At 43.3% G+C, this 24,934-nt stretch carries 15 protein-coding genes; 12 read left to right on the forward strand and 3 right to left on the reverse strand.

Annotated elements, in window-relative coordinates; translation table 11 throughout:
- Positions 1-61: 61 nt before the first annotated feature.
- Both FTU58_RS02835 and FTU58_RS02840 read right to left on the reverse strand, forming a co-directional pair.
- Entirely contained in the window at positions 62-3,829 is a 3,768-nt protein-coding gene (locus FTU58_RS02835; RefSeq protein ID WP_373885999.1) for a UvrD-helicase domain-containing protein, read from the reverse strand.
- Entirely contained in the window at positions 3,826-7,566 is a 3,741-nt protein-coding gene (locus tag FTU58_RS02840; RefSeq protein WP_179997306.1) for an exodeoxyribonuclease V subunit gamma, read from the reverse strand. Before FTU58_RS02840 ends, FTU58_RS02835 begins: the two co-directional genes overlap by 4 nt.
- A 236-nt stretch (positions 7,567-7,802) precedes the next feature.
- Here FTU58_RS02840 and FTU58_RS02845 point away from each other — a divergent pair, with 236 nt between their 5' ends.
- Positions 7,803-8,312: a hypothetical protein gene (locus FTU58_RS02845; protein WP_004975913.1), complete on the forward strand. Its 510-nt coding sequence runs from the start codon at positions 7,803-7,805 to the stop codon at positions 8,310-8,312.
- 65 nt (positions 8,313-8,377) lie between these two features.
- Here the strand turns inward: FTU58_RS02845 and FTU58_RS02850 are convergent, their stop codons facing one another.
- On the reverse strand, positions 8,378-9,796 hold the full coding sequence (locus FTU58_RS02850; RefSeq protein WP_180062010.1) for a phosphate--AMP phosphotransferase: 1,419 nt from the start codon (positions 9,794-9,796) through the stop codon (positions 8,378-8,380).
- A gap of 246 nt (positions 9,797-10,042) precedes the next feature.
- On the opposite strand from FTU58_RS02850, the gene FTU58_RS02855 reads away from it, so the two are divergent.
- From FTU58_RS02855 to FTU58_RS02905, 11 genes are all read left to right on the forward strand, one after another.
- The gene (locus FTU58_RS02855) at positions 10,043-10,747 is read left to right on the forward strand and encodes a hypothetical protein (protein ID WP_004975910.1); all 705 of its coding nucleotides are present in this window, start codon (positions 10,043-10,045) and stop codon (positions 10,745-10,747) included.
- A gap of 168 nt (positions 10,748-10,915) precedes the next feature.
- The gene (gene ubiE / locus FTU58_RS02860; RefSeq protein ID WP_004975907.1) at positions 10,916-11,860 is read left to right on the forward strand and encodes a bifunctional demethylmenaquinone methyltransferase/2-methoxy-6-polyprenyl-1,4-benzoquinol methylase UbiE; all 945 of its coding nucleotides are present in this window, start codon (positions 10,916-10,918) and stop codon (positions 11,858-11,860) included.
- Positions 11,861-11,871: 11 nt separating this feature from the next.
- A complete protein-coding gene (locus FTU58_RS02865; protein WP_004975904.1) occupies positions 11,872-12,567 on the forward strand; it encodes an SCP2 domain-containing protein in 696 nt (231 codons plus the stop codon).
- A gap of 13 nt (positions 12,568-12,580) precedes the next feature.
- Positions 12,581-14,200, forward strand: a complete 1,620-nt coding sequence (locus tag FTU58_RS02870; protein ID WP_179988492.1) for an AarF/ABC1/UbiB kinase family protein — start codon at positions 12,581-12,583, stop codon at positions 14,198-14,200.
- A 207-nt stretch (positions 14,201-14,407) separates the two neighbouring features.
- On the forward strand, positions 14,408-15,487 hold the full coding sequence (locus FTU58_RS02875; RefSeq protein WP_180062011.1) for a patatin-like phospholipase family protein: 1,080 nt from the start codon (positions 14,408-14,410) through the stop codon (positions 15,485-15,487).
- A 126-nt stretch (positions 15,488-15,613) separates the two neighbouring features.
- Positions 15,614-16,396, forward strand: a complete 783-nt coding sequence (gene hisIE, locus FTU58_RS02880; protein ID WP_180062012.1) for a bifunctional phosphoribosyl-AMP cyclohydrolase/phosphoribosyl-ATP diphosphatase HisIE — start codon at positions 15,614-15,616, stop codon at positions 16,394-16,396.
- A 22-nt stretch (positions 16,397-16,418) separates the two neighbouring features.
- Complete coding sequence (locus tag FTU58_RS02885; RefSeq protein ID WP_180062013.1) at positions 16,419-17,921, forward strand: UvrD-helicase domain-containing protein; 1,503 nt, start codon at positions 16,419-16,421, stop codon at positions 17,919-17,921.
- A 16-nt stretch (positions 17,922-17,937) separates the two neighbouring features.
- Positions 17,938-19,311 (forward strand): AAA family ATPase, encoded by a 1,374-nt coding sequence (locus tag FTU58_RS02890; RefSeq protein WP_154321107.1) that lies wholly within the window; start codon positions 17,938-17,940, stop codon positions 19,309-19,311.
- A gap of 607 nt (positions 19,312-19,918) precedes the next feature.
- Positions 19,919-22,756 carry a monovalent cation/H+ antiporter subunit A gene (locus FTU58_RS02895; protein WP_180062014.1) on the forward strand — a complete coding sequence of 946 codons (2,838 nt, stop codon included), beginning with the start codon at positions 19,919-19,921 and terminating at the stop codon, positions 22,754-22,756.
- A gap of 4 nt (positions 22,757-22,760) precedes the next feature.
- Positions 22,761-23,126, forward strand: a complete 366-nt coding sequence (locus FTU58_RS02900) for a Na+/H+ antiporter subunit C (protein ID WP_070154376.1) — start codon at positions 22,761-22,763, stop codon at positions 23,124-23,126.
- A complete protein-coding gene (locus FTU58_RS02905) occupies positions 23,126-24,934 on the forward strand; it encodes a monovalent cation/H+ antiporter subunit D (RefSeq protein ID WP_180062015.1) in 1,809 nt (602 codons plus the stop codon). The genes FTU58_RS02900 and FTU58_RS02905 overlap by 1 nt, the downstream gene beginning before the upstream one ends.

The raw sequence follows: 24,934 nt of genomic DNA on the forward strand, positions 1-24,934 counted from the left end.
ATCCTCAAAGTTATCCACAGGATAAGCAATTGTTTTATTAAGTCGATAAGCTGACTTAGCGTTATTTTTTAAGTTCAAAGTAACCCAATATTTGATCTAGTTGCAGAATAAATTCCGCATCTGGCCGCCAATGACAAACCCCTTGCCCTGCTTGCCCCTGCATACCACGCAAATACAAATAACTGGCTCCACCCAAATGTTGCCGAATATCATAATCTTGCAAACGACTGCCCAAATAACGGTGCAACGCCACCAAATACAAGGCCGCTTGTAACCAATAACTCGATTGGGTCATGTTGTGTTCAAGGTTGGTTTTTTCATAATCGCGCTGATCGGCACCCAAATAATTACTCTTATAGTCGGCAATGTGATAACACTGCCCATCAAAATAAACCAAGTCAATTGAGCCTGTCAGATAACGCGCAGTAGTGGCTTCATTTAAATCTTGAATAGGATGTCCCGCATCTTTAAACAATTGCTGAATTGCTTGAATAAATAAGCGCTGATCTGCCAACGCCAAATAGAATGGAAACTCTGATAAATAATGTGCAGTAGATAAGGCGGAAAGCTGGAAAGTATCGTGCAAAGGAGTATTCAACACATCCTTCAGCCACTCGGTCATGTGCGCAAAAATATCTGCTTCCTGCACAGTCGCGCTGCCTTTGGCAGTGTCGAGTTTTGCAATCAAATCTACCAATAACACATCTGAATTAAACTCTTTGTCGTTATGAAAACGGCGTTTGACTTCTTCAAAAATGTCATCATGACTGGCTTGAAAGTCGATATATTCAAAGAGTTTATGTAAAAAACTCCCCGCTTGAGTACCACGCTGAAAATTAGCTTTGATCCATGCAATCGGTTGAGCCACCTGTACGATTTCCTGTTCCGTTTCGACAGGTTCCTGATTGATTTCGTCGGCAGCAGCAGCCTGCTCCTCGCTTGCCAATGCCAAAGTATCGCTACGCATGGCGGCAGGTAAATGTTGTGCCAAGCCACTAAAACTGGTTTTGGTTCGTGGATAAAAGCGACGCTGCGGAAAATCTGCAGCTTCAATCTTAATTTCTTGCACTTGTTCAAGTTGTAATGCTGCCGCCAATTGTGTCAGAGGTGCTTCATCACAGCTCCATGCTGCTGCAATTTCTGCTGAACTTGGCGCTTGTAAACGCCAGACATTTAAACCAGCAGATTTTAGTGCAGCCTCTTTTTTACCTTCTTTTGCAGGCGTAGGCTGTTTTAGCATCGCATAGACCCGATAACTGGCACGGGTGAGTGCCACATACCAAAGCCGATTCAACTCTGCCAAACGGCGCTCACTGTGCTGCTGCATTGCTGTGGCATCTATGTCTTTATGTTTAATGGCAATGATACGTTGCTCAATGCCTTGCTCTTCCTGCGTTGCAAACACCAAAGCAGACTTGTCAGATTTGGGCGGCTGATCTGCCGACATCAAAAAGACCACTTTAAACTCCAAGCCTTTGGACTGGTGAATGGTCATCAATTTCACGCCTGCCGCATTAGAAAGTTTTCGTTCAATTTCCCAATCGCGTTTGGCAGGTGATTCAACTTGCTGTAAATACCAGTAATACAGCATGTAAGCCCCTTGATGGCGTTCACTTTGACGACTCAGCAATTCAGTCAAATGACGTAAATTCACCACATGCCGTTCATTGTCAAAACTGCGTTTCGCCACCAAATTTTCCCAAACTTTAAATAAGTTTAGGCAGTAATTCCATGCGGTTAAAAAGCCTTTATTGACCCACATTTCCCGAATGCAGTCGAAGTCATAAATAAACTGACCTAACCCCTGTTGCTCAAGTTCAATCAACTGTTGCAGGTTATAACCCAATAAACGTGTCAGTAAGGCACGCTTGACCTTGGCTTCATCATAAGGATGTAAAATTGCAGTTAAAATTGCCGCCACATCTTTGGCTAAAAAGCCTGTAAAAACACTGCGCTGACTACTTCTATTGACCTGAACTCCAATCCGTTCAAGCTCGTATTGGGCTTGATCAAGCTTTTGATGACTGGTCGATAAAATGGCAATATCATCGGCTTGTAAAGCGACTTTGCCTGAAGAGTGATCAAAATATAAATCGCCTGCAATGCCTTGATTTAATAACTCGCGAATTTTTCGTGCAATTTGAATGGACTCATCCTGTTCATGTTCCACCGTTACCCAACGCAGCGGTGCGGGATTGGCCTGTTGCCGATCCATTAAAGCAGGATGAGGACGTGAACCTGCAATGACAGGTTCATAAATCACTTTCTCACCAAAAGCGGGTTGGCGTTGAAATAACTCATCCACCACACAGACCAACTCTTTCACTGAACGATGATTTTGTCTGAGTGAATAAATGCGACCTTGCTTTTTCAGCACGTCATCACGGGCATTGTTATAGGTCAGCATATCGCCACCGCGAAAACCATAAATCGCCTGCTTAGGATCGCCCACCATAATCATGCAACCGCGCGCATACCACTTCGGATTACGCCAAATTTGCGCCAGCATGTCGTCTTGATCTTGGTTAGTATCCTGAAACTCATCCACCAAAATCAGTGGATAACGGGTATGCACAAACTGCGCAAAACGCTGCCCACGTTCGCCCTGCAACGCTTCGGCTAAGCTGCGAATTTGTTGGGCAAAAGTGGTTTCCCCTTTTTGCTGTAAAAGTTGCGGTAAACGCTGCTTGACGTGTTGTACCAAATAGAATTTTAAATTGGTATCCACCAATTCAATTTGACGCTCAAAATTAAGTTTGGCATCCACAACTGCTTTAATTTTTCGGATTACAGGATGATCAAAAAAAGCATCTTGCACCTCTTGCGTACATGGCGCTTTCGCTTTGTTAAAAATAGATTTTCTGAGCTTACCGTCTTGATTCAAATATAGTGCAAAGACCGCATTAAACAATTCAGCAAGGTGTGAATTAAAATAATGTTCTAAAGGATTATGCTTAATTTTTTCAATCAGTTTTGGCAAAGCTTCTGTAAATAGTGGCTGCAACCCCTTCTTGTCACTCCCCGCGACATAATGGGAAAAATTAAAACTATATTCACCATCATAATATTCTTTTAATTCTTCAATTTGCGTGATGTTGATACTGGCTAAATTCTGCAACGCCTCTGCTAAATCCTGAACCTCCAACTGTGCCTGATCTATGCCCTGAATCTCTGCCGATGCAAAATTCAAACTGGTATTGACCAACCCCTCATAATCGGCTGCAGATTTCAACCGCCCACATAACAGCATATAGTCCACAACATGCTGAGGCTGTGCCTGAATCCATTCACGCAGCACATCATGCACCAATTGTTCGGTATAGACCGATGCTTGGTCAGTAATATTGGCGCGCTCAATTTTGCCACTTTCAAAGGAAAATTCACGCAATAATTTTTGGCTAAAGCTATCCAGCGTTCCGACAAATAATTCATCGAGTTGTGCAATCACCAACTTCAAACGTGAACTGGCATAGTCCAGTTTTAAACGATATTTCTGCAAAATATGTTTGAGTAAAGGGTCTTGTAGTTGTGTAATTTTCTCTGCAAGGGCACGCTGATCTAAAGACTGGTTTAAACACTGATCGATATATTGTTGGGTTTCAAGCAAACGTGCACGAATACGACTTTTTAGCTCGGCTGCTGCGGCACGGGTAAATGTGGTCGCAATCACCTGATTAGGCAAATAATCTTTCAGGAAAATCCGCACCATCAAACTAGATAAAGTATAGGTTTTTCCTGTACCTGCCGATGCTTCAATCCAATGCAAGCCTTTAAATTGCATCTCTTGAATTGGGTCATAACAAATTGGGAATGGGCTAGATGAGTTCACGCAGATTCCCCTTGTTTTTGAAGATTTTTCGCAGATTCATAATTTTCAATGATGGGCTGATACAGTCGATGGCTATATTGCTGAAATGCCTCAATCAACAACGGTTCAGTTTCACTGTCTTGAAAAATAAATGACCAGTCTGGGTGATTTTTCTCACTTTCATCAATAAAGCTCCTCCTAGCACCGTCATGCCAATGTTTTACGAAGCTTTCCATATTCAAAACTTGATCGGACTGAGCTTCATCCCACTGAATTTCAAATTCTTTTTTATCTTTCATTTTTAAAACCAAAGCCGCAGGCAATAACACAGGATATTGCTGTGCGTGTTTCCAGAACTCAAACCACTGGGCTAAATACTCGTGTGCTTGCTGTGCATGGATATTGGCAAAATGAATCACCGCATCTTTACACACCACAATCCGCTCTAAATCTTGCTGTTCTGTGTTCTGATAAGCCACCCAGAACAGATATTCCAACCATACTTCGGCATATTTTTTTGGTCTGGCACTCGCTGCCACCACGCTACACCAAAGCTTTGTAGGCTGTTCAGGCACTTGAATACGGATATGCAAATGCGGATTCATTTTCCAAAGCTGTTGCGTTGTTGCGGTTGCCTCATCTGCAAACTGCTGCAGTATGTCACGTAAATATTGCTGTTCTTGCAGTCCCGTTTTAAACGTGGCATTTAAAGTTTTGCCCACAGGTAAAGTATCTTGCAACAAGCTTTCTGCATCTTGCGTGCCATGTTGGAGTAAAAAATCACGCACACTATATTTTTCCAAGCCATTTAAAATCAGTGGCTCATGGTTCATTGCAGCAGTGTCGGATTGTAAATTTTCGACTCCAATCGCTTTTAAATAGGCACGTGCAGGGAAACATACATCTCGAATCCATTGCATACTGTCGAGTACCACCACGTCTTGTGGCAATAATGGATATTCACCAAACCATGCTTCGCGTGGTGTGGTTTCTTGCTGCATTTGTTTGGCAACCCGATACCATTGATCTTTAAAGCGAACTTCACGGCTTTCGGCAAAACGCAGTTGATCAAAAGGTTGCAAACTATGTAAGTGATAAAGAGATTTCAATTGTGCGGGAATCTCGACACCATTCAAATTTAAGCGTGAATCGCTAGCTTCATCGGGATGTTTCACAATCAACTCCAAATGCTGCACAAATTCCTGCACCAGCACGGATGGATCACGTACCTCACCATCGCTGACATCAAAACCGTTATAAAATAACCAAACACTGTCTTGCGCCAACAATAAACTATCTAAAAATGCCCCTTGATCATCCTCAATGCGTGAACGATCTCCCAGTTGTGGTTTTAATAATTGCATCAAATCAAAAGCCAATTGCTGGTCACGACTTGGGAACACGCCATTGTCCAAATTCAGCATCACAATCAGCTTATACGGCAGTGGACGAATTGCACCAATTTGGCTAAAGGTAATGGCGCCCGATGGACTGGCTTGTTCGAGTTGGGTTTCGAGCTGGGCTGAAATTTCTTGCAGAATATAATCCAGCGGTAAGCTTAAATGACGCAAATCTTGACCCGACTGCACATCAAAATAACTGGCTAAGGTCAGCATACGGTCATGTTTTTGCACCAAACTAAACACCGATGCCAACACATCTACTCCTGCATCCTGAAACTCACTCAGGTCTTGCATCAGTTGTTTAAGCCAATATTCCACCGTTTTGGCTTGCCCCAATTCATGCTGAATTAGCCAATCACGGCGCTGTGCAAAATCCTGATAAATTTGAACCAGTTTAAAAATCAATTCAAAATCGCTACTTTGCACATCGGCATAACTTAAAGTGTGCTGAACCACGCAATGCTCTGGCACTGCAACGCCCAAAGCCAAACGATCTAAAGCAAACTTTAAGCTGAACCGATAATCTTGATCATCTGCACTCAGGCTGCGTTTTAAATGCTCGGCATCTAAACCACGTTTAAAACCTGCATTGGCCAACAACTCATTCATGCGCTCAATATTGTTTAAATTCAAGGCATAACGCTGTTGTGTGGCAGCTAAACTCAACCAGTCGCCAAACTCCTCAAAGCTAAAACGTCCTTGTACTAGCGCTATACGCCCAACCACCGCACGCCAAGCATTATGAATGTCTAAAGAGCTGATGCCTGCAATTTGAATAGGCAAATACACACTATCTTGACTGAGTTGATGCCCTAAAGCGGCTTGATTCTGCTGTGATTTTTGTTGTCCTTTCTGATAGAGATCACGTTCACTTGGCGGTGCAGCAAATACGCTGCGAATTAAAGATTCTTGTTCTTTGAGTTTCGGACTCAACACCAAAATATCACTGGCTTGGCGGCTGTCATCTTGTCCTAGCCATGCAATTAAACGATCTTTAAGTACCTCAAGCTGACGTAAACTTGAATGACACACATGAATTTGCAATGACTCATCGGCAGGGTCTAAGTCATACGCCTGCGCGACTGGCTCAACCAAATTCAATACATCCGATTGAATTTTGCCAAGTAAATGTTGCGGCTCTTCTTCAGGGAAAAGATCATACCACTCGCCTTCATCACCACTCGACAACGCCGCCAATAAAGAAAAGTGATCGCGTGCCTGCTTACCAAAGCGTGTCAGCAAGGGATGATGTGACTCGCGCATATCGGCATTAAATTCACCATTATATTTTTTGATATACGCAGCAATATCATCATCGCTTACAGTTTTATTTTGACTTTCCATCTCGCGAATAAAGCGACTTTTGATTCGCGCATCCATGTTTAATTTCCACTTAGGATCGACCATGTCTGCCCAATATTCTTGCGATGGGTTGTAATGCAGAATAAAAATATCCATATACTGCGCCAAACGGCGAATAAACAACAACTGGCTTGGCGGCAAATCCAATAAGGTAAAAATCACCAACTGTTTGGGTAATTTGTTAATACACGAATTTGGATTTTCAGGCTCGCCCAAAGCTTGCCAAAATTGCAGATCAATCTCCTGCATTTTTTCAAAATCTGCATGAAAAATATGCAACCACAACCAACTTTGCCATTGCTCTAATTCTTCGGCTTGCTCTTGAGTAAATGCGGCTATTTCCAATGCCGCTTGTTTTTCTTCTTCGCTCTCAAAGTTTTTAGGGATATAAATTTGCTGCTTTAAGTTCAGGCGTTTCTGCTGTCCCCAAACCGCTAACCAATTGCTTTGACATTGGCAGACACCCTCGCAGCCTTTTTGGCAAAAACCACGATAAACCATGTAATTGCTAAATAAACGTGAAACTTTATCTGCCACCCAATACAGCATGTTTTGCTTTTTGAGCTGCTTTTCTAAACCCTGTGACAATTGCTCTGCGCTGTCATAAATTCGCTGAATCAAACGATGTAAAGCATGCTCCGCAGGAAGTGGGTTTTGTTCGTGTTGTATCCACGGTTGTAAGTCATAAAACACACGCCATTGCATCACAATACGCGGAATATTTGCCTGACGCACCCGATCTTTATCGTCTAAAACTGCCTGATAAGCGGCCCATTGAAAGGCACGAATACGATGATGAAATTCAGTATTGGCACTAATGCCTTTTTGCTCGGCTATTTTTTCCGTCAGCCACTTTTCTACTGCCACTGAAGGCACAATAAAATGCTGGGTTTGTAGCACCTGAAGCGGATTCGATGTCGGTTGACGTATGGTTTTCAGCATTTCATTGACTAAAACTTCTATACGTTGGCTTTGTATGACATGAATCGCCATAAGGTATCCTTTAATTTATTTTGAATAAGAATGTATTAAATGTACTAGAAGGCCGTTGATCTATCATTTGCCTCAAGCACAACAAAAGAATAAAGATTATTGGCTATACACTTACAACGGTGTATGCCACTTTACAAGCATACTTTTATTGCCTACTTTATTCAAAAAGTGCTTTGAATAAAGTGGTTTAATTTACCAAACAGCATACGATTATCCGCCATTTTAAGGTTGTATTTATGATAAAAAGAGAGACAATTCCAGACAGTATTGATCCAAGCCTAGACTTGGAAATGATTCGTGCAGAATGCCTAGAACTGGTCAAAAAACGTGCCTATTTTTCTGCAGGTGCAGCCGTCATTCCTGTGCCGTTCTTAGACGTTGTCATTGATGTGGGCATCTTGTCGCAACTGATTCCAGAAATTAATGCACGTTTTGGCTTATCTCCTGAGCAAGTCAGCGTGTATGATCCTGAAACCCGAAAAGTCCACTGGAGCGAATTGCGTAAACGCGGTGTGGAATTTTCAGGCTTAGTCGTGGCGCGTACTGCAGTAAAAAAATCCCTGAATAATGTCGCAGCCAAGTACATCACCAAACAAGTCACCAAGTTTATTCCATTGGGTGGACAAATGGTGGCAGCAGGTTTGGGTTATTTTATTATGAAAAAAATTGCCGAAACGCATGTTGAAGAAAGCTATAAACTGGCAAAAAGCATTCAGCTTAAACAAGCCAAAGTTGTGAATGCTTAATTTTTAAACTAAACAGACTCAAATTCAGCTAACTTAACACGCAGTCTTTGCATCCTCGAGGCAGATTATTCTGCCTTGAGTTGTTTCAAGATGGTTCTTAAAATTTCCAAACGTGCTGCATTTTTGTCATTACTCGGAATGATGTGCCACGGTGCATATTCGGTACTGGTACGTTGCAGCATATCTGCCGCTGCCACCAAATAATCATCCCAACGGCTACGGTTGCGCCAGTCTTCATCTGTAATTTTAAAACGCTTATGTGCGGTTTCCTGACGTGCTTGAAAACGCAGCTCTTGCTCATCTTTACTAATGGCTAACCAAAATTTGATGACGACAGTTTGATGATCATTTAAGTCTTTTTCAAAACGGTTGATTTCGTCATAAGAACGCTGCCATTCCAGTGGGCTAATCAAACCTTCTACACGTTCTACCAATACCCGCCCATACCAAGAACGGTCAAAAATATTGATTTTTTCTTCAGGCAGAATTTTCGTCCAAAAACGCCACAAATAAGGACGACTGATTTCAAAGGCTTCAGGTGCACTAATGGTGTAAATTTCGTATTCACGCGGATCCAGTTTTTTTACAATCCGTTTAATCGCGCCGCCTTTGCCTGCTGCGTCCATTCCTTCAAAAACAATGCTGACATTACGGTTATCTAAACGCAGTGCATCTGCCACTTTTTTCGTGAGTTTCTTTAACTCTGCTTTATAGTCATCCTCATTGACCGATTCAGATACAGGATTAAGCAAAACTTCTGGAATTTCTGCAGCTTGCCAAGTGATGCCCGAACTGGTCGGATGCACAGGACAATGCTCTAAAGCACGTAAAATATGCTGTGCAAATTGTTGATCGCGGATGGTTTCATCTTCGCAATCAATCATAATCCAGTCATCGGTAAAGCGTTGGCGCAGCTTTTGCAAGCTGTCATATTGCTTTTTATTGCGCCAATCCAAGCCGTGCAATTTATGCCAATGCACTTCGCTCGGTTCCATATCATCTAGTCGTTTTTGTAGTGATTTCCACGATAAATCGAACCAGATTTTAATGACATCCACATGGTTATTTTTTAAGTCTTCTTCATAGGCACGCATTTTTTCGACATAGTTATCAAACATGGTGTCATCAATTTGTTTAGACACATGCATGGCTGTGCTTAATAAGTCACTATACCAATTGCCAAACATCACCATAATTTGACCTTCGGCAGGAATAAAACGTGCATAAGGCTGCCAAAGTGTCTGTTTGGGATTAAACGGGTGCGGCGCATCGGCTTTTACCCTTAAATAACGCGGATCGACCCATTCTCTTAATTGTTTAACCGATTCACCCTTACCCGCCAATTCAATGCCGCTCACTAAAATCAGCAAACTTTTGGCATTTTTTTCACCTTTGGTGTTTTTTAAAGCATATTGGGCTTCAATTAGCTCGACTGAAAGTTGTTCTTCTTCCATGAGTTTAAATTCAGTATGTGCTTGTGACATCATCTACCCTATTGTTGTGTTATTTAAGCTCTGCTGATCATTCATCTATATTTACGATATTAGAATGAGCGACAGACTTTGATCAGTATACGAATATCGACCCATTTTTTAACAACTTTTCGCTTATTTTTGTAGATTAATCTCACACACTGACCTTTGCCGTTTGGAATTCTGTGTAATTTGTCATAGCGACGAGATCAAACTCACATTAAGATTTGCCCATTCAACTCAATAATGAGACACCCTATGTCTAAACTTGCTGCTTTAGATGAGCTGTTAGAACTGTATTATCAATTTAAATATCATAAAAATCCTATGCTTTTTCAACGCTTACAAGATGTTCAAGCATGGCAAAAACAGCGTATGCAACGCACCCATGCCACACAGTTTGCCGAAAAGCACAATGTCTTGATGGCTGAATATTTTTTAAACCGCTTATATGGCGGTCCAGATTTTGACGCTTTGGCAGGTCAAATTGCTCGCCTACTGAAATATGCACACAAAGCTGAAAAAATCATCCCTGAAAATGCAATAAAAACAGGGACTTCTGGGGTAAGTCTGGCGATTTTGGCAGTGCAGTTAGATGAACAAGTCGCGATACAATTGCTACAGGACTATCCTGAAAATATGCCTTTAAATGATGAGATGATGCGTCTGACTTATTTAAAGCTCGATCAGGGCGAAGCACGCTTAAAACAATTAAATATGTTGGATGAACTGGGTAAAAACCTAGATAAATATATGCGCTCTTTTGTGGTCTATACCGCTTTTAAAATGTGTAAAGGCGCGGCGCAAAAATACAGTTTTCAAATTATGTATGAGTTTATGCAAGATGGCTTTTTAGCCATGAAACCATTAAAGTCTGCAGAGAAATTTGTGAAGCAATTTACTACCACAGAACGGGAAATTATTGCCAAAGTACATGCAGGTGATTTACATCCATTTTCATAATCCCAATGTGTGAAATAACCAACACTTATTCAGCACACTTACGCTATCTTTGGTTTTTTCTGTATATTATTCATAACAATTGCATGATGATTACTGTACAAGTGCTTAGAATCTGTCATCATGCATACACTGCAGCCTTAAGCCTTTTTATCCTGAGGAGTGACTCCAATGTCGAATGAAAATCAAACGCCTACCGCTACTCCCGAGTCGGCACAACCAACAGACAAAGTGAGTCCATTCTTAACCGAACCTCTACCGCAAGGCGCTCCACAAGGTCAGCAACAATCTTTAGAACAAAAATTAACGGATACACCTGTTACGGGTTCAGTGCCAAAATATAATTTGCCGCGCGGTGCCAACACAGGCAATGTCGGTGCAACCACACACTTCGGCTACCAAACCGTCAGCAGTGAAGATAAAGCCCAGAAAGTCGCAGAAGTCTTCCACTCGGTTGCAAGCAAATACGACATTATGAACGACTTAATGTCATTTGGTATTCACCGCTTATGGAAACGCTTTGCGATTAATATGTCAGGTGTACGTCGTGGTCAGCGCGTACTGGACATTGCAGGCGGTACGGGTGACTTAGCCAAAGTCTTTAGCCGTGAAGTTGGCCCTACAGGTCATGTGGTACTGTCAGATATTAACGAATCTATGCTGAATGTTGGCCGTGACCGTCTAATTGATGCAGGCTGTACCAATGTCGATTTCGTGTTGGCGAATGCCGAAACTTTAGAACCATTTGAAGACAACAGCTTTGACTTACTGACTATTTCATTTGGTTTACGTAACGTGACCGATAAAGATGCAGCTTTGGCAGCGATGTACCGCGTACTCAAGCCGGGTGGTCGTTTATTGATTTTAGAATTTTCAAAACCAGTATTTGAACCGTTCTCAAAACTCTACGATTTATATTCATTCACAGCATTGCCATTGATGGGTAAAATTGTCGCAAACGACTCAGAAAGCTACAAATACTTGGCTGAATCTATTCGTATGCACCCAGATCAACGCACTTTAAAAGGCATGATGGAACAGGCAGGCTTCCAAAACTGTGATTACCACAACCTGACTGGTGGTATTGTTGCCGTTCACCGTGGTTTTAAACTCTAAGGCGTACCGCAATGTGGTCAATTCTCGCCCTTGGTGCAGTTGAGAAACTGATTCATCATGTTATTGATTTGGATGCGATTACTCGCATCCAGCTCAACCAACTACACGGCAAAATGTTGCGTGTGGTGCTCGATTCGCCACAGCTTTCTGTAGATGTCTTTTTTGATGACAACAAAGTTCGTTTAGAACCTACTGCAACAGGTCACAGCGAGCAGCCTTCTATTTTTGAGCAACGCCCGTTTGATCAAGCGCAAAATATCAGCCCCGCAACGACCACTTTGCATGTTAAAAATGTGGTGCAATTGCTCAAACTGTTGCTATCCGATGAAGTGGGCAATATTCCCCTACAAGGTGACTATCATCTTTTACAAGATATTCAGCGCATTATGCAGCAGGCTGAACTAGACTTGGCCGCACATTTAAGCCCTTGGATTGGTCCTGCTTTGGCTCATGAAGTTGGCAAAATTCAGCTTGCACCCAAGCATTTAAAACGCAGTCTACACAGCCATTTGTTCTTTGCTGAAGATGCCCTAAAAGAAGACAGTGGTCTATTTGCCCCACGCTGGCAAATGGATGACTTACAACAAGACACGCGCATTTTTCAACAAAATTTAGACCGCGCCGAAGCCAAAATTCAACAGCTACAAGCGCAGCTTGATGCACAGCCAGATACCGCTTCTGACACCTTAAACTCCACTCAACCCTAGGGAATAAGTCTTTATGATTCCGCACGTTTCACGTTTACTCGAACTTTGGCGCATTGCCGCGCACTATAGACTCGACACGTTGTTTCCTGCGGAAGAACTACCAGAAAAGGCACGTCATGCGCTCAGTTTTATTCGCATGCACCCTGCGGCTTGGTCAAGTAAAGAACGTAAAAACCCGCTGAAGCTCAAAGAAGCTTTAGAAGAAATGGGACCATTGGCAATTAAACTTGGGCAATTGCTGTCTACGCGTCGTGACCTGATTCCGCCTGAAGTTTTACAGCAATTGGTATTGCTACAAGACCGTGTCAAACCGTTCGGTTCTGACGTGGCACAAATGCGAATTCAGCAATCCCTTAAGGCAGACATCAACACCCTGTTTGCCCGTTTTGATGAACAGCCTTTGGCAGCAGCCTCTATTGCGCAAGTCCATACCGCTGCCTTGCATGATGGTCGTGAAGTCGTGGTTAAAGTCACCCGCCCCGATATTCGCCAGCAAATTCTACAAGATTTTGAAATTTTGGAATGGCTCGGCGCAGCACTGGAAAAACGTCTGGAAGCGGCACGTGCTCTACATTTATCTGAAATTATTCAGGACTATCGTCAAATTATTCTCAACGAACTGGATTTGACCTTAGAAGCGGATAACACCCGCCGCATGCGTCACTACTTTACAGGCTCAAGCATGATGTATGTGCCTGAAGTCTATATGGACAGTAAAGATGTAATGGTGGCAGAGCGCATTACAGGCGTGCCAATTTCCGACACAGCAACCTTTGATCGTTTGGGTATGGATCGTGCCGATTTGGCAGAAAAAGGCCTCACAATTTTCTTTACCCAAGTGTTCCGTGACAACTTTTTCCATGCCGATATGCACCCTGGCAACGTCTTCGTGGAAACCATCAATCCGAATAATCCGCGTTTTATTGCGCTAGATTGTGCGATTATGGGCGAGCTGTCCAAGCATGACCAAATGACCGTAGCGCGTATGTTGCTAGCAGTGATGAACAGCAACTTTATGCAGCTGATTCAAGTCGTACATCAAGCTGGCTGGATTCCACCAGGCACAGATCAAGATGCCCTCGCCCGCGAAATGCGTCGTACTGTCGGGCCAATGGTGTCTAAACCGATGCACGAATTGGACTTTGCTGGCATTCTGATTCAGGTCATGGATATTGCACGTCGTTTCCATTTGGAAATTCCACCACAATTGATGCTACTCCTGAAAACATTGGTGCACGTTGAAGGCTTGGGCACAGACTTATATCCTGAACTGGATATCTGGAAACTGGCAAAACCAATTTTAACGGATTGGATTAAAGCCAATATGAATCCAGTCAAAAATGTCAAAGAAATTGGGCAGCAAATTCCTGACCTGTTACTGGGTGCACAAGACTTACCAAGTTTAATGATTGACAGTTTAAATGGTTTAAAAAACCAATCGGCTTGGCATTCCAAACAATTGCATGAATTACAAAGCATGCGTCTGCAAATGGAACATCAGCAAAAACGCAGCTGGATTTTTGGCAGCATTATGGCCATTTTCCTCTCCATTGCGATTATTGCACCGTGGTATGTCTCTATTGTTTTAATCGCGTTGGCAAGTTTCTTGGCGATTTGGCGGATAGCCAAATAAAGCCACATTGCTTGATAACAAATTGATGCAGCAACAAAAAAAACTAAAAGCCTGTTTTAAAATAGGCTTTTTTATCGCACTGATTTTATCTAACTCCCCCTAAAAACCTCAACATGACTCATCAGTCACCAAGTGATGCCTCTCGCCATTGTTGCAAAAATCACCACGCCTACAATTAATGCACATTTGTAGCGTTATAGACCAAGCATGACTCAGATTTTGCATAAACGTGCCCCTGCACTTAGTATTCGCGCAGGACATCTGGCACGCCAACTGATTGAACAAGAAGGCTTACACGCCCAACACGTCGATATTATTCCAGGCGCAGCAGGCGGCCCCAAAGGCATTGGCATTCAAGGCTTAGACCAAGCTATTTTTGGCGAGTTTTTTGCCCAAGCCCCAAAGCGTCGTACCGTGGTCGGTTCTTCAATTGGCAGTTGGCGCTTTGCCAGTATTTTGGCGTGGGGCGCAAAACAAGGCACTGAACGTCTGTCCGATTTATATACCAACCTGTATTTTCATAAAAAAATGTCGCGCCAAGAAGTCGCCGAGATTTGTCAAAACATGCTGTTTGAACTGATTCAGGGACAGCAACAACAACTGATTCAGCATCCTGACTATCACCTCACGGTTATTTCAGTCAAAGCTCAGCATATTTTCCAAAGTGACCAAGCCTTGCCTTTGCTTGCGTCTGTGGCAGGAATTATTGGCAGCAATGCCATTGCTCGCAAACACAATCGCTTATTTATGCAGCGTGTCATCAGCCAACCTGCGCAAGGTCAGCAGTTTATGGTAGAGGATGATTTTGTCACCCATTACCAAGCCCTGAATGAGCAGAATGTCGCACCGTGGCTACTCGCCTCAGCGTCTATTCCCGGCGTAATGTCTGCAATTCGTGATATCCCTGATGCGCCCGTAGGCAGTTATCGGGATGGTGGCTTAATTGACTACCATTTGGACTTACCTTACCAAAGTCAAGGCATTGTGCTGTATCCACACTTTACCGACAGCATTACCCCTGGCTGGTTCGATAAAATGTTGAAGCATCGTAAGGCTAATCCTGAAAATCAGGCCCGCACACTCTTGCTATCACCTTCGGCAGAATATTTAAGCAGCTTGCCTTTAGGCCGTTTGCCCGATCGTAAAGACTTCACTTTAAAAGGTTTAGATCAGGCACAGCGCGTTCGCTTATGGAAACAATCGGTGGCAGAAAGTCAGCGTTTGGGCGATGAATTTCTGGAAATGGTGGAAAAACAAAACTTCCCTCAATTTATGCAAACGCTTTGACAGTACAAATCTGGCAAGATAATTTAGGTAAATTGTCCTGAATCACGTACACTATAGGGACGATGCAAAATCGTGCGCTCTGAAAATAGCGTCCATACAATTTAAATTAATTTTGGTGAACAACTCATGAATAAGTTGCAATGGCTCGATGAAGTAAAATTTAACGAACAAGGATTAGTGCCTGCCATTGCACAGCATCATCAAACAGGACGTGTGTTGATGGTGGCGTGGATGAATCGTGAAGCCTTGGCACTAACTGCCGAAAAAAATCAGGCGGTGTATTTTTCACGTTCGCGCAATAAATTGTGGCACAAGGGTGAAGAATCTGGACACTTTCAAACTGTGCACGAGATTCGTCTGGACTGCGATGCCGATGTGATTATCCTGCAAATTGAACAACATGGTGGAATTGCTTGCCACACAGGGCGTGAATCTTGTTTCTATCGCAAACTCACCGCCAATGGTTGGGAAATTGTAGATGCACAGCTGAAAGACCCGAATCAAATTTATGGTGAACAAGCCGCCAATGCTCACACCTTAGCCATGAGCCAATCAAAAGCACAAGCTGAACAAGTTGAAGTTTTGGCTTATTTAGGGCAAATGATGAGCGAGCGCAAAACCGCTAATCCTGACTCATCTTATGTAGCCAAGCTATACCATAAAGGCTTGAATAAAATTTTGGAAAAAGTAGGTGAAGAAACCGTGGAAGCAATTATTGCCGCCAAAGATTTCAACACCGAAGCCAATGCCAACAACAAAAATGACCTGATTTATGAAGTGGCCGATTTATGGTTCCACAGCATTGTCATGTTGGGTTATTTCGATATTGAACCGCAAGTGGTACTGAATGAATTGGCTCGTCGTCAAGGTTTATCAGGCTTGGTTGAAAAAGCCAACCGTAGCCATTAACGCGAAAAGCCAACCCTGATCTGTGTCTGTAATCACCAAGCCTCGCCCGACCTATGAGCAAGCCACTGCTATAGATAATGCACGTCTGGGCAAATCTTTTAAAGTGATTGCCTATGCAGGTACAGGTAAAACCACGACCTTACAAATGATCAGTGATGCCATGCCAGAACGGCGTGGCATGTACTTGGCATTTAACAAAGCCATTGCCGCAGAAGCACAAAGTAAATTTCATCGTCAGGTCGATTGTCGTACATTTCACTCGCTTGCATATCGCAGCGTTCCACGTGGAGTCACCAACAAATTACGCCTACCCCGTTTAAGTCCAAGTTTTATTGCCAAAGAGTATCGTTTAGAACCGATTACCCTTAGACGTATGATGGGCGGACGCTATGAAAAATATGTGTTGATGCCAAGTCGTTTAGCCAGTTTGGTGGCCAATGCCGTGAGTCATTTCTGCTCGACCAGTTCGCAATACCCTGCCCCACGACATTTACAAGCACCCAGTTGGTTGCATCCAGATGACATCGACACCTTACAAAAGCATCTTTATCCTGCGGTAGAACGACGCTGGTTGGAGTCAATTGACCCGAATCATCAGGCAGGCATTGGACACGATATTTATCTGAAACTTTGGGCCTTGTCTGAACCCAACATTCCTGCCGATTATGTGCTGTTTGACGAAGCTCAAGATGCCGACCCGCTCATGCTGGGCATTTTACTCAAGCAACGTAATACTCAAGTGATTTATGTGGGCGATGCGCATCAGCAAATCTATGCTTGGCGTGGTGCAATCAATGCCATGCAGCAATTACCTTTGCCTGAATCACGACTGACCACATCGTTCCGTTTTGGTGAAGAAATTGCCCTGACCGCCAATGCCATTTTAGGTGGGCTGAATGAAACCGTGCCACTCTTGGGCAATCCAGAATTACATTCCAAAGTGGTCAACAAACCGCATACCAAAATGCGTGATGCGATTTTATGCCGTACCAACGCCCGTGCCATGGAACTGCTACTGGCAGGTTTAGTGCATGGCGATAAAGTCAGTCTGCAAGCCGACCATGTGCGCTTAAACCGTTTTGTGGATGCTGCCGCGATGCTCAAACAAGGCAAACGTGTGACCGACGTTCCAGAACTGGCATGGTTTAACTCTTGGCATGATGTACATGAATATTGTGAAACCAACGATGGCAGCGACATTAAACCTTTGGTCAAACTGGTGGATGATCATGGTACTAATCCACTCAAACGGGCGTTGGCAAAAATCACCCCAATTGACCAAGCCGACTATATTATTTCGACAGCGCATAAAGCCAAAGGTTTAGAATGGAATCGGGTACATATTGAAGACGACTACCAATTTAAACTGAACGACAAAGAGCATAAAATTAGCGATGAAGAATTAAGATTACTGTACGTGGCATGCACACGTGCTAAAGTCAGTTTAAATATTCATCATATTTACGATTTGGTACAACAACTGAAAATAAAAATGCCGACATCGTTACGCAAAGCGGTGGGGTAATTGCAGCAGGTGCGCTATGAAAATTACATCGGTTCATTTCAGACACATCACCCATTTTGCAGACCTAAAACTCGAACTCAATTATCACGACCTGCCCATTACGCTTATTTTGGCAGACCAAAGCGCGGGTAAAACCTCGCTGTTACGATTTAGTTATCAAGCACTGACTTGGTTTGCCGCTCGCTATAAAGACTTACGCACTGCGGGTTTGGTGATGCAAGATCAAGATATTTTGTTCAACCGCTTGCAAGCTAAAATTGATGTTTGTGTGGAAATTCCAGCAGAAATAGGCAGTTTGGCAGAATCAAGCAACACGCAAATTGAAAGCACCCAACATTGTGACTGGCAATTATATAAAACCCTGAATAGTAGCGGCGTAGGAGTAAGCAAAGCAGAAACCGCCAAGCTTGAAAAAATGGTGCAGCTCTATCAACACGCCATTAAACATGACCCGATGCAAGGTCTACCGCTGATTGCCTACTACCCTGCAGAACGCTTCGTGAATGAAGTTAATTTACTCAATAAAAATAATCCGCTGATTTTACAACCTGGACATGCCTACGAAATTGCTGCGATTCCATTCACGACATTTACTCGTTTTTTTGAATGGTTGCGGGAAATTTCCGATATTGAAAATGCCCAAAGTGCGCAGCTTTTACACAAGCTATATCAGCAACAACAAAGCGAACTCGCACAAACCCTGAATCAGTCCTTATTGCATGCCTATACCCAAATGCATGCACCGAGTTTACAAGCACTGAAAGATGCCTTACAAATCGTGCTGCCTGAAATTGAAGACCTATATCTACAACATCTGCCTAAATTACAACTCATGGTGCGCTGTCAGGGCAAAGATATGCTGTATCAGCAATTGTCGAACAGTCAGCGCAACTGGATTGCTCTGGTAGGCGATATTGTACGTCGCCTCTGTTTGCTAAACCCAAACAGTTTGTATCCGTGTCGCGAGGGAGATGGTATTTTGTTGATTGACCAGATTGATCATCAGCTCGATCAACAACAGGCCGCACAAATACTGACCCGTTTACATCAAGCTTTTCCGCGCTTACAAATTATTGCCACAGGCAACCGCAGCGAACTTTTGGAACAAGCGGAACGCTTTCAATGTTTAAAACTGGAACATCAACAGCTGCATCCCATCGCATGGCAAAGTTTACAACCGCAGTTTGCAGAAATTTATGCTGATGTGCTAGAAACCACTCACACGACAGAAGACGTCAGCCTACAAGAACAAAACCCAACACAATTAGGCACGGCTGAAATTTTGCAGCAGATTCAAAACCATTTAACTGCCGAACAAAAACAGGAATTGCTGCAACGCTTACAGCAATTGGATAGTGAGCCAACACCTGATCAATTGCCTGAATCTTAATTGCCGAAGTCTTTCAAGGCATACTTGGCCAAAAAGCAAGGAAATACTTTATCCCGCATATAACAGACGGTATATAATGACTTTGCTGTATGCAAAATAAATTGATGTTGTTTTATTCATGTAATAAAATCAGATTAATTTTGAACTTTTATAGTAAAATCCGATTTTGCTGTAGTTTTTAAAGTTGCGCAATACAACTTTTTTTATACCTTGAATAGTGTCTATTGACCTTTCAAACACGGTGAATGCTGTAAAAATGCAGCAGATGCAGATCAACTTCATCCATAGTTCAACTAGGTTGTAGATTGACGCATCTAAATATTTTTAACACAGCTTTAACCAAACCAAGCACAACCTTATTCGCTGCATCGTCAGCGAAAGATCAGCATATTTTTTGCTGCTTGAGCCGCCTAGCCATGTAAAATTATTTTTGCATGATCTTGTTTTGAGTTTAAGTTGCGACAATACGCTCATCAAAACAATAGACTACGTGTTTACTGACACGACTGATTGGCTTTCAAGATTGAATCTTTTGGATGGTGTGTTGCTGTCCTGTAATCCTTGGAAGATAAGATTCATCCTTTAGGTTTTCAACCTATTCACGACAATGGATATGAGTGTGCTACCGATTATTATATTGTTACCGTTAGTACTGGGCACAACCCTTGTCTCGTGGCTGAAACAATTTTCACGCGGGGTAACGGCTTTAGGGGCGATTGGCGTCAGTCTGAGCAGTCTTATTCTGCTCCTGACTCAAGCAAAAGCAGTCTTTAATGGCGAAACGATCATTCAAACATGGTCTTGGCTGCCACAGTTGGGGATTGATTTAAGCTTCCGTCTAGATGCGCTTGGTTTATTATTCTCCTTGCTGATCACGGGGATCGGCACACTCATTTTTATTTATGCCTATTATTATTTAAGTCCACAAAACTCGCTCAGTAAACTCTATGTTCTCCTCATGCTGTTTATGGCTGCCATGTTGGGAATTTCGCTCTCCAATAACCTGATTTTGTTGCTGACTTTTTGGGAACTGACCAGTATTTCCTCTTTCTTATTGGTGGGTTATTGGAGCAATTACGAGGCAGCACAACGCGGCTCACGTATGGCACTGACCATTACAGGCATGGGCGGACTCGCCATGCTCGGTGGTTTTGTGTTATTGGCGCAAATCACAGGCACCTATCAAATTGACCAAATCTTAATGATGACTGAACAAATTCAAAGTCATCATTTATTTGTACCAACTTTATTGCTGATTTTATTGGGTGCATTTACCAAAAGTGCGCAATTTCCGTTTCACTTCTGGCTACCCAATGCCATGGCTGCACCCACGCCTGTTTCTGCCTATCTACATTCGGCAACGATGGTCAAAGCAGGGATTTTCTTGCTGGCGCGCTTATTGCCAATTTTTGCAGGCGCAGCGTTATATCACAACCTAGTCACTTTTATTGGTCTATTTACCCTGTGTATGGCAGCATTCTTTGCTATTTTCAAAGAAGATTTAAAAGGCTTATTGGCGTATTCCACCATAAGTCATTTAGGTCTGATCATGTGCTTACTGGGCATTGGTTCACCGTTGGCAGTGGCTGCAGCAATTTTCCACATCATCAACCACGCCACATTTAAAGCGGCACTGTTTATGATTGCGGGAATTATCGACCACGAATCAGGCACACGTGATTTACGTAAACTTAGTGGCTTATGGCAACTGCTACCCTTTACCGCCACCCTCACCATGATTACCGCGGCCTCTATGGCAGGCGTACCCTTAACCAATGGCTTCCTATCCAAAGAAATGTTCTTTAACGAACTGATAGCAAACTTATCTGGCCCTGTACTGTTGGTTTCTGCAATTGTTGCCACACTGGCGGGTATTTTTGCAGTGGTCTATTCAATACGTTTGGTACACGGCGTTTTCTTTGACGGCCCAATTGGTAAAGATGTCCCAAACAAAGAAGCTCACGAACCCCCGTTTGGCATGCGTGCACCCGCAACTTTATTGGCGGTTTTATGTATTTTAGTCGGCTTGATGCCTGCCTTATTGGTCGAGCATATTGTCAATAGCACAACTCGTGCCAGTACCCAACTGTTACAGTTTGAAGGCACACATTTAGCAATTTGGCATGGCTTTAACCTTCCCTTGCTAATGAGTGCAATTGCTTTGCTTGGCGGGATCATCTTCTATTTCTCGCTCGCCAAAGGTGGAAAAATCCGTGACATTGACCTCGATCCACATTTAGGTCAATTCCAAGGCAAATTGCTGTTTGAATTATTCTTAAAACATTTACTACAAGTTTCTCGCAAAATTAAACGCAAAACCGAAAACGGTTCACTTCAAAGCTATTTGGTGTGGATCATTGTTTTTACAGTTTTCATGGTCGCGCTACCATTATTCAATCAGGGCTTAACAACTGGTACACGTGAACTCACACATGCCCCTATGATTGCCATTGTTTTATGGTTGTTGCTGTTCTCTGCCTGTTGGATGATGCTGTGGTTCCACCATGAGCGCATCAAAGCTGTTTTAATCAGCGGTGCAGTTGGCTTGGTCGTCACTATGGTTTTTGTCGGACTGTCTGCTCCCGACTTGGCGCAAACTCAAATCACGGTTGATGTTGTCACCACTGTTTTATTGCTCATGAGTCTATCCTTGCTCCCACAATTGACCCCGTATGAGTCAAGCCGTTCACGTCGCTGGCGAGATGCCTTCATTGCGATTGGTGGCGGTATCGGTATCGGCTGGATTGCATGGCTGGTGATGACCCGCGACCATAATTCAATTTCATGGTTCTTTAATCAGCAATCCATTCCACTCGGTGGCGGAACCAACGTGGTCAACGTCATTTTAGTAGACTTTCGTGGTTTCGATACTTTTGGTGAAATTACCGTCTTGGGCATTGCCGCGATTGGTACGCTGTGCTTAATGGATGGTATGCGTGCGCACGGCACCATCATGACCCAGGGTTTAACCTATCGCTTTAATCCTTCGCCGTTAATGCTACGTATTACGGCCTCATGGATTTTACCAATCGCCCTTGTGGTCAGTCTGTATATTTTCTTGCGTGGTCATAACTTACCAGGTGGTGGCTTTATTGCTGGCTTAATTACCGCAATGGCACTAATCATCCAATACATTGCGCTTGGTCAAGACCAGACCGAACAAATGCTCAAAGCCAAATCTGGACGTTTATACGAAATCTGGATTGGAGTGGGTTTAAGCATTGCAGGTCTGACAGGACTTGCTGCATGGTTCTGGGGACGTCCTTTCCTCACTAGCGCACATATTTATGTCAATCCTCCAATCATTGGTGAAATGCACCTCGCTTCAGCTGCCTTATTTGATGTGGGCGTGTATGTCACGGTGGTTGGCGCGGTCATGTTGATGATTTCGGTCCTGGGCGACTCCCGTCACTCAGGCATGTCTGGCCCACTTCCAAAGGAGTAATGCAATGATTAGTATTGAGTTTTTAATTGCGTCTGCCATTGGAATGTTAGTCGCGACAGGAATCTATTTAATTTTACGTGCCCGTACCTTTCCGGTTGTTTTGGGCTTGGCCATGATTGGTTATGCAGTCAATATTTTCTTATTCAGCATGGGGCGTATTCAACTCAATGCGCCTGCAATTTTGACTGAAGCCACGAAAGTCACTGACCCATTACCACAAGCCTTAGTGTTAACTGCAATTGTGATTGGCTTTGCCACCACTGCATTTATTGTGCAATTGGCGCTGCGTAGCCGTTATGAAACAGGGACAGACCACGTCGATGCCAAAGAAGAACATCCACTGCTTGACCCACGTGAGGATGAGCCATAATGAATGATTTCCTCCAATTTTGGCTACAGCATTCACCGATCTTTAGCATCCTGATTCCAACCTTTACCGCATTTATTTTGGTGCTATTAGGCAATCCGGGCTTTGGTTCACTCTCACATGACTGGCGTCAGCCATGGCGTCGTGGAATTAGTCAGCTCTCTGCTACGCTCGGTTTAGTCACTGCGATCAGCTATTTAATTCAAGTCAGCAGCGGACAAATTATTATATATAATTTGAGCGAATGGGCGGCACCATTTGGCATTATTTTAGTGCTAGATCAACTGTCTGCCCTCATGTTGGTACTGACTTATTCACTTGCTCTGCCATTGCTTTGGTTTTCCAGCAAGAAATGGGATGAGCGTGGTCGCTATTTTCACACCATGGTGCATTTCCTGCTCATGGGACTTTGCGGTGCATTCCTCACAGGTGACTTGTTTAACCTGTTCGTTTTCTTTGAGGTATTACTCCTTGCTTCTTATGTGTTGTTATTGCACGGTCAAGGCAAAGCACGTTTTCAACTCGGGATTCATTACGTCACCATCAACCTATTAGCCTCTGCCCTCTTCCTAATTGGCTTAGGGATGATTTACGGTAGTGTCGGCAGTTTAAACATGACCGATGTGGCGCGTCTAATTCCCCTACTCGATGCTGATGCACATAAAATTGCGGTGGCAGGTGGCTTACTGCTATTTGTGGTGTTTGGTATTAAAGCTGCCATGCTTCCTGTCGGTTTTTGGTTACCTAAAACCTATGCCGTGGCAACAACTCCTGTAGCAGCCTTGTTCACCATCATGACCAAAGTCGGTGTGTATGCTATTTTGCGAGTCAATGGAACCGTATTTGATGATGAGCTGAGCCATAAAATCTTACAAGACTGCTTACTGACGATTGGTTTGATTACTTCCCTGTATGGAGTCATTGGCGCGATTGGTGCTGAGCGCTTACGTCGCTTTGTCGGTTTTATGATGCTGTCTTCAATTGGTACCATCCTCATTGCTATTTCAATGCTGAACACACAGGCATGGTCAGCTGCACTGTATTACTTGATACACAGTACCTTAATTGCAGCGGCTTTCTATTTGCTGTGCGGTTGGATTACTTCTCAACGTGGTGCATTTAAAGATCACTTCAACATTGCCCCACAAATGAAGCAACATAAAGTACTGGCTATCACGTACTTCATGATTGCATTAATGATGGCGGGCTTACCACCATTTAGTGGATTTTTGGGCAAGGTCTTTATTTTGCAAGCCTCTGCCAATATGGCACATCAAGGCTGGATTATTGGCATCATTCTCTTGGTCAGCTTGCTTAGTATTATTGCGTTCACCCGTGTCGGCTTTATTTTATTTTGGCGCGCGACCAAACCTGAAGATGATATACGCACTGAAGCCTATGATGAATATCAGAGATTGCCTGCAATTGCTCCGCCCCGAAATGACCGTGTCATTTATTTACTTTTGACGGGTTTGGTACTGTACGTAGTATTTGCTAATCCAATTCAGCAATATATGCTGAACACTGCACAGCAAATTCAACATAATGCGGCCTATGAAGCTCTGATTCTGAAAAAAGACCGTGCTACAAATGTGATTAGCGTACAACCTTATGATCCATTGTACTTACCAGAAACCAAGTACGGTGGCGAAGCAATCGATGCCAACGCACATTTAATTCCATACGTGATTCATCCAAATACCTTGGAAGGCGAGCATATTTCTGACTATAAACAACGTCAGATTCAACAGCAAAATCGTGAGGAAGCGCAGCAACCTAGCGATACTCAACTCAAACCTGCGGAGCCCTAA

The sequence above is a fragment of the Acinetobacter sp. YH12120 genome (assembly GCF_013418795.1).
GTDB classification, from domain to species: Bacteria; Pseudomonadota; Gammaproteobacteria; order Pseudomonadales; family Moraxellaceae; genus Acinetobacter; species Acinetobacter towneri.